This window comes from Gemmata sp. (assembly GCF_051859125.1).
In the GTDB taxonomy this organism is placed as follows: domain Bacteria; phylum Planctomycetota; class Planctomycetia; order Gemmatales; family Gemmataceae; genus Gemmata.
The window spans coordinates 1-6,672 of the sequence record NZ_JBHYGG010000156.1 but is presented as its reverse complement, the minus strand read 5'-3'; the positions used below and the strand labels follow the sequence as shown (position 1 = coordinate 6,672).

At 74.0% G+C, this 6,672-nt stretch carries 3 protein-coding genes; 1 reads left to right on the top strand and 2 read right to left on the bottom strand.

The genetic code is table 11. The annotated features are described in order from the left end of the window. Positions 1 to 88: 88 nt before the first annotated feature. Both ACTIGN_RS14900 and ACTIGN_RS14895 read right to left on the bottom strand, forming a co-directional pair. Entirely contained in the window at positions 89 to 1,393 is a 1,305-nt protein-coding gene (locus tag ACTIGN_RS14900; protein WP_439625149.1) for a patatin-like phospholipase family protein, read from the bottom strand. Positions 1,394 to 1,588: 195 nt separating this feature from the next. Further along, positions 1,589 to 4,957, bottom strand: coding sequence for an SUMF1/EgtB/PvdO family nonheme iron enzyme (locus ACTIGN_RS14895; protein ID WP_439625147.1), 3,369 nt, complete (start codon positions 4,955 to 4,957; stop codon positions 1,589 to 1,591). 609 nt (positions 4,958 to 5,566) lie between these two features. Here ACTIGN_RS14895 and ACTIGN_RS14890 point away from each other — a divergent pair. Next, positions 5,567 to 6,367, top strand: a complete 801-nt coding sequence (locus ACTIGN_RS14890) for a gamma-glutamyl-gamma-aminobutyrate hydrolase family protein (protein ID WP_439625145.1) — start codon at positions 5,567 to 5,569, stop codon at positions 6,365 to 6,367. Positions 6,368 to 6,672 lie beyond the last annotated feature (305 nt).

Here is a 6,672-nt window from a genome sequence, read left to right as displayed (position 1 = left end):
CCCCGTTCCTACGGGGAGAGGTCGCCGCGCTTCGCGGCGGGTGAGGGGAAGCCACGCGAACAACTCACCCGGCACTTTATCACGCACGTCACCGGCGGCGGCGGAACAGGCCGGTCTCCTCCAGCGGCTCCGGGTCGGCGCTCCGCGGCTCGTAAATCAGGTTCGTGCCGCCGCGGACGAGCGGGTGCTCGCCGGGCTCCAGGCCCGGGGGCGTCGTCCGCCACGCGGTCCGCTCGCACACCTGCCGCACCCCCTCGTTGAACAGCCCCGTCATCACCTTCGTGTCGAAGTCCACCGACCCGCCCTCGACCGCGAACGCCGCCGGGATCGCGGCCATGTGGAAGTTCATCCCGCGGACCGTGCTGTACGTCCACAGCCGGAACAGGTCGCCGCGGGTCTGCGCGTACAGCACCGTCTCGACGTTGCTCCCGGCGAGCGCCAGCGCCCGGGGCTTGATCACCTGCGGGTCCGAGTACAGCTTCCCGGCCACGATCGCGTACACGTCGGACCCGTACAGCGACCGGCCCTCGGGCACCGCGGCGAGTTCGGGGGGCACGTGCGGCGGCGCGTAGAACAGCCCCTGCGACACGCCCCCGTCGGAGTGCCGCTCCACGAACACCCGGCCGTTCACCTCGACCTCGATCTCGGCGGGCGGGAACACGCCGGGGATCGCCGACGAGCCGAGCAGGATGCGCTGGATCGTCGCCCGGTCGCACGGCCGCCCGCGGCTCGCGATCGCGCCCAGGTCCCACACCACGAACCGCCGGCTCTCCACCTCGGTCGTGCCGACGTAGAGTCGCCGGCCCTTCGCGTGCTCGACGGCGATCTCACGCACGACCTCCTCGGTCAGCACGCGGTCGATCTGGTTCGCGAGCGGGGTGTTGTCGGCGAACGCCTCGGAGAACAGCCCGCGGATCGGGCGGGGCTTCAAGATGTCCTTGCGGCTCAGGGTGGTGTAGAACTCGCGGAGCAGCGGGTCGTACCGGCACCCGAGGAACGCGAACGGGGCGATCAGCGCGCCGGTGCTGATGCCGGTCACCACGTCGAACTGCGGCCGCCCGCCGCACTGCGTCCACCCGCACAGCACGCCGGCGGTGTACGCGCCGTAGGAGCCGCCGCCCGACAGGCACAGCACCGACCGCTTCGGCGGCACCACCGCCGGCCGGTTCTGCTCGCGGACCTGCTTCACCAGTTGGTAAAACTCGTCGAACCCGGCGTTGCGGGCGAGCGCGTGCTGCTGAACCGGGTCGATCAGGTTGTTGGAGTTGACGCCGGCCTCGGCGGGGCTCGGCGTCCCGCGGAACCCCTTCCGCCCGGCGCAACCGGCGCTCGTGACGATCGCAACAAGCGCGGCGACCGCGGCCCGCGCCCATGCTGACCGGAACGCCACCATCGTGACCCTTGTGGGCGGTGCGGGCGTCCTGCCGGGGTGCGGAGTGTCTCACCACTCAGCACACACGGAACGGGCGGCCGGCTCAAGCCGAAGTGGGGGGAAGAACGGTTCCGGGCGCGGCCGCCGGCCCGGGGGTAGGCTCTGGGCCGGTGCGGCCGGTGCGGCCGGATGCGCGGCGGGGACGGGGTGCGCGGGTCACCCCGACGGGACGAGGACGACGCGGAACCCGAGCGCGTCGTACCGCACGGCCGGGTCGAACCAGCTCCGGTACGTCGAGCGGCAGAACTTCGCGGAGTCGCCCCACCCGCCCCCGCGGAACACGCGGTCGGTACCGGTCGCCGGGCCGGTCGGGTCGGTCCGCGGGTCGGCCGTGTACTCGGCGTACCAGTCCCCGCACCACTCCCACACGTTGCCGTGCGTGTCGGAGATGCCCCAGGCGTTCGGGGCGAGCCGCCCGACCGGGTGCGTCTCCTTGCCGCTGTTGGTCTCGTACCACCCGGCCCGCGCCAGCGCGGCCTCGCCGTCGCCCGTGTGGAACTCGGTGTCGGTCCCGGCCCGGCACGCGTACTCCCACTCGGCCTCGGTCGGCAGCCGCACCGCACCGCGGCCCTTGAGGTTCCGCGTGATCTGCCGGCAGAACTTCTGGCTCTCCTCCCAGAGCACCTGCTCGACGGGCCGGTCGGGGCCGGCGAAGTTGCTCGGCTCGGTCGGCATCAGCGCCGCCTTCCACTGGGCCTGCGTCACCGGGTAGATGCCGATGAAGAACCCCTTCGTGAGCGCGACGGTGTGGGCCGGCTTCTCGTCGGTGTTCGCGTCGGCCCGGGTGCTCCCCATCTGGAACGCCCCCGGCGGGCACCACGCGAACGTGAGCGGCAGGTTCCCCGGGAGCTTGATGGTGAACCGCTCGCCCGCCGTGCGGATGCGACCCGGTGCGAGCGGGTCCTTCTTGCCCTCGGCCCGCGGCTTCTTCGGCTCCGGCGCGGGTGCGCGCGCCGGCGCGTCGGGCGCGGGTGCGGGCTCGTCGGCCGGGGGGAACTGGGCCTTCAGGTCGGGCGGGACCGCCATCTCCTGCGTGTCGGCCGGGTTGAGCACGAACCGCGGCTCGGCCGGCTCCAGTTCGTGGACCGGCTCGTCGGCGGCCGGGTCGGGCGGCGGGACAGCGGCCCTCTCGATGGACGAGACCGGGTCCAGTTCCTGAACCGGCTCCTCGACCGGTTGGGGCGGCTCCTCGACCGGCTCCAGCGCCTTGGTCTGGAACGGGTCGGTCGGCGGCTCGTCGGCCGCGTCGAGTTCGACGGGCTCCAACTCCTCGACGATCTCCTCGTGCAGCGCCTCGACCGGCAGCGGCACGGCCGGGACGGGCCACGGAGGGGTGGCCGGCGCGACGGGCCGCGGGGCCGGGACCGGCACGGGCGCGCTCCGCGGGGTCCCCGGCGCAACGGGCCGCGGGGCGGGCACGGACACGGCCGCGCTCCGCGCAGTGGCGACCGGCGGCGGGGGCGGCGGCGCGACCTCGGGCACGGCCTCCGCGACCGCTTCGGGCACCGCTTCGGCAACGGGCTCTGGAACGGGGGGCGGGGCCGGGGGCTGGAAGAACGCCTTCAGCGCCGCAATCACCTCGTCGAACGAGCGGAACCGGGCCTCGGGCGCGTCGGCCGTCGCCCTCTCCAGCAGCGCTTGCAGCGGCTGCCGCACCGCCTCGGGCACCGCGGCCCAGTGGTGCGGTTGCGGGAGGGTCGTCTGGAACAGGAGCCAGGCGCACGTCTTCCCGAAGGCGTACACGTCGGAGTGCGGGCCGACCGCGACGCCGGGGAGCCGGCCCCGCTGCTCGGGCGCGGCGAACTCCAGCGACCGGGTCAGGCTCTTGTCGCGGGCCGTGGACCGCTTGGCGGCGAGGTTCAGGCTCGCGTGCGTCACCGCCTCGTGCGGGGCCGAGAGGCCGAAGTCGATGACCCGCACGTCCCAGTTCCCGTCGACCACCCGCGACAGCACGTTGGCCGGGGTCAGGTCGCGGTGGCACACGCCCTTCGAGTGGGCCTTCCGCACCGCCTCGGCGACCTGGAGCGCCACCGGCAGGAGCACCGGCACCGGCACCGGCCCGTGCCGGCGGACGACCGCGTCGAGCGTCTCCCCGGGGAAGAACTCGGTGACCAGGTACGGCCGCTCCTTGCGGGCCGGGGCGTCCGGGTCGGTGCGGGCGAAGCCCCAGGAGAGCGACCGCACGATGCGGCTGCCCGGCCGGTGCAGGTCGCGGAGGCGCCGCGCGTCGGCGAGCACCTCGCGGACGTCGCGGTCCAGCGCCGGCGTGCGGAGCGCCCGGACCGCGACCGGGGTCGGGTTCCCGGCGTCGTCCAGTTCTTCCGTGTCGAGGCACCGGAACAGGGTGCCGAACGCGCTGACGCCGAGGACCGCGTCGATCTGGTACCGGCACGTGTCGAACGGGCGGAACCGGGCCGGGTCGAGTTTGGCGGCGCGGAGCAGCGCCTCCCTGGCCTCGGGCCACTTGGAGCTCTCGCAGGCGTCCTTGTAGATGCGGAAGTAGTTCTCGGCCTCGGCCCCCGCCTCGGCGTCGACCCGGGCCTGGGCCGCGGCCGCGGTGTGCGCCGCGCGGGCCTCCTTGAACAGCCCGCACGCCGCGAGGTTGTCGCCCAGCCCCTGCCAGTCGGCCCACTCGACCAGTTCGCCGGGCACCTGCCGGAGCCGGCCGTGGAACTGGAGCACCCGCTCCCGCTCCTGGACCGCGAGCACCTCGACCGGCGCGTCGGCCGCGGCCGGCGCGACCCCGTGGGTGCCCCGCCAGTCGCGCACCTCTCGCCGGAACGTGGCGAGTTCGGCGACCGCCCGTGAGTGCCAGTCCACGAGGGGGTCGAACAGCATGTCGAAGTGGTCGAGGACGCTCGGGGGCGGCCCGTCGAGGAACACGATCCCCCGCTCGGTGCCCGCGGTCGCGAGGCGGACCGAGTCGAACGACAGCCCGCGGGCGAGGTCCTGGTTGTACTCGGCCTCGCGGCGGAAATAGTAGAGCAGCGCGGCGGCGAGGGGCGGGAGCCCGTCCTTAGGGGCGAGCCGCACGGCCTGCGCCAGCCGCGGGGCGTCGGCGGCCAGCGCGTCGGCCACGCGGGCCACGGCGTCCTCGGCCGCGAGGATCAGCCGGGTCGTGTCCCCGCACCGCCACAGGTCGTCGAGGACCTGGGTGCGGTCGATGAGGACCGCGAGCCGCCCGGCCCGCCGCACCCGGGCGAGTTCGACGGCCGCCTGGAGCCGGAGCCCCGGGGTCGCGGCGTGCAGCCCGGTCGCGGCGTTCGCGAGGAACGCCCGCACGGTCTCGCGCAGCGGGGTCAGGTCGCGGCCCGGGAACCACGGCTGCACCCGGGCGAACAGCTCGTCGCCGGCGAGCGCGAACCCCAGGGTCTTCCAGGCGTTGTCGCCGGCCCGCACGAGCGCCCGCTGGAGCGGCTGGGCCGGGTTGGAGAACCGCGCGCCGAGCCACCCGATCAGTTGATCGACGGACGAGCCGAACGCGGACTTGAGGGTGAGGGCGGCCAGCGGACCCATGACCGACATGACGACACTCCGACGGGGCGAACCTGGCCGCCGGACCCGACGCCCCCGCGGTTGTGGCCCGCCCGGTCCCGCCATTGTGCCCCGGGGCGCGGGGCGGCGGAAGCGGGAACGGCCGAACCGGCGGCGGTGCGTGTCCGGGTCGTGGCGGTTGGTGGGATGATATCGATTCGCCGACTCAGCGGTTCGCCAGGGCACCGGCGGCGGCGGGACGAGAGGCGGAATCGGGCGGGGCGCTGCCCTGTTGGGGCTAACCCGGAGCACCAGTGTTGAAGTTGCGCGCGTGGTCGCCCGGACCAGCCAGCAGTCGAGAGTCCCCGGCGCACGGCGAGCCGGGAGCGTCAGCGACCGGAGGTGCGCGCTTGACCAGAACTCCGGTCGCTGACGCTCCCGGCTCGCCACGGTCTCGGGCGGGTGCGGGTCCGCGGAGCGATCACGATCTTCGTTCCTCGGCCGCGTGCGCCGCGCCCGTTCGGCCCTCTGTTTCTCTGGCCATCGTTCCGCCCGGCGGAGTTGCCCTTGCACTGACCTTTTCTCGCGGGCTACACTCGCTCCCGACACGACTCACCGGGGTAAGGACACCCCCACGAGGTCCACGGAGGGGCCGACGATATGCCAGTTACCCGCATCAAGGATCCGAGCCCGAAGACCCCCGCCGCCCCGCCGGCCAACCGGCCGCTCATCGGCGTCAACACCGACTACGTCGCCCCCAAGAACGGCCCGGCCTACGCCCGCATCAACTCCGGGTACGTGGACGCGATCCTCGCCGCCGGCGGGCTCCCGATCCTCCTGCCCCCGCCGCGCCGCGAGAACATGGCCGACTTCGACGTGCTCCTCGACCAACTCGCCGGCATCGTGCTCACCGGCGGGGCCGACATGGACCCGCGGCGGAACGGCCAGGCGCTCACCGCCGTCGTCAACCCGATGCCGGCCCGCCGCGAGGACGCGGACCGCGCGCTGCTCGCCCGCATCTTCGAGCGGAAGACCCCCGTGCTCGGCATCGGGGTCGGGATGCAGCAGCTCAACGTGTTCGCCGGCGGCACCCTGCACCTGCACCTGCCGGCCGACAACCCGAAGGCCATGCCCCACTTTGACCAGACCGGCGCGCCGCACCGGCACATGGTGCTCATCGAGTCGAACACCCGGCTCGACGACATCTACGGCGCCCAGGAGCTGCGGGTCAACAGCACGCACCACCAGGCGGTGAACCAGATCGGCAAGCGGATGCGGGTCGCCGCGAAGGCCCCGGACGGGGTCGTCGAGGCGATCGAGGCCACGGACCCGAACTGGTTCTGCGTCGGCATCCAGTGGCACCCCGAGGCCGACACCGCGTCGGCCCTTGACGTGCAGATCTTCGAGTGCTTCGTGCAGGCCGCGGTCCGGGCCGCCGACGGCGCGTTCGCGATGGCCTGAGCCGGAGGCCAGAACCTCAGGCGGGCGGAGGCCGGACGGGGACAGCGGGACCGCCTCGGCTCCTGCCCGTCTGTCCTGCGGTCTTTAGAACCGGTGGCGGAATGGGCGGCGCGCCTGGGGTGCGGTTCAGGTGGCACCCCTCACCCGCCGCGAAGCGCGGCGACCTCTCCCCGTAGGAACGGGGCGAGGTGGGGCTCACCGGTCCACCGGCACGCCCACCCGACCGCATCGCGATGGAGAAGCCCCGAGACCCCACCTCGCCCCGTTCCTACGGGGAGAGGTCGCGACGAGGCTCTGCGAGTCGC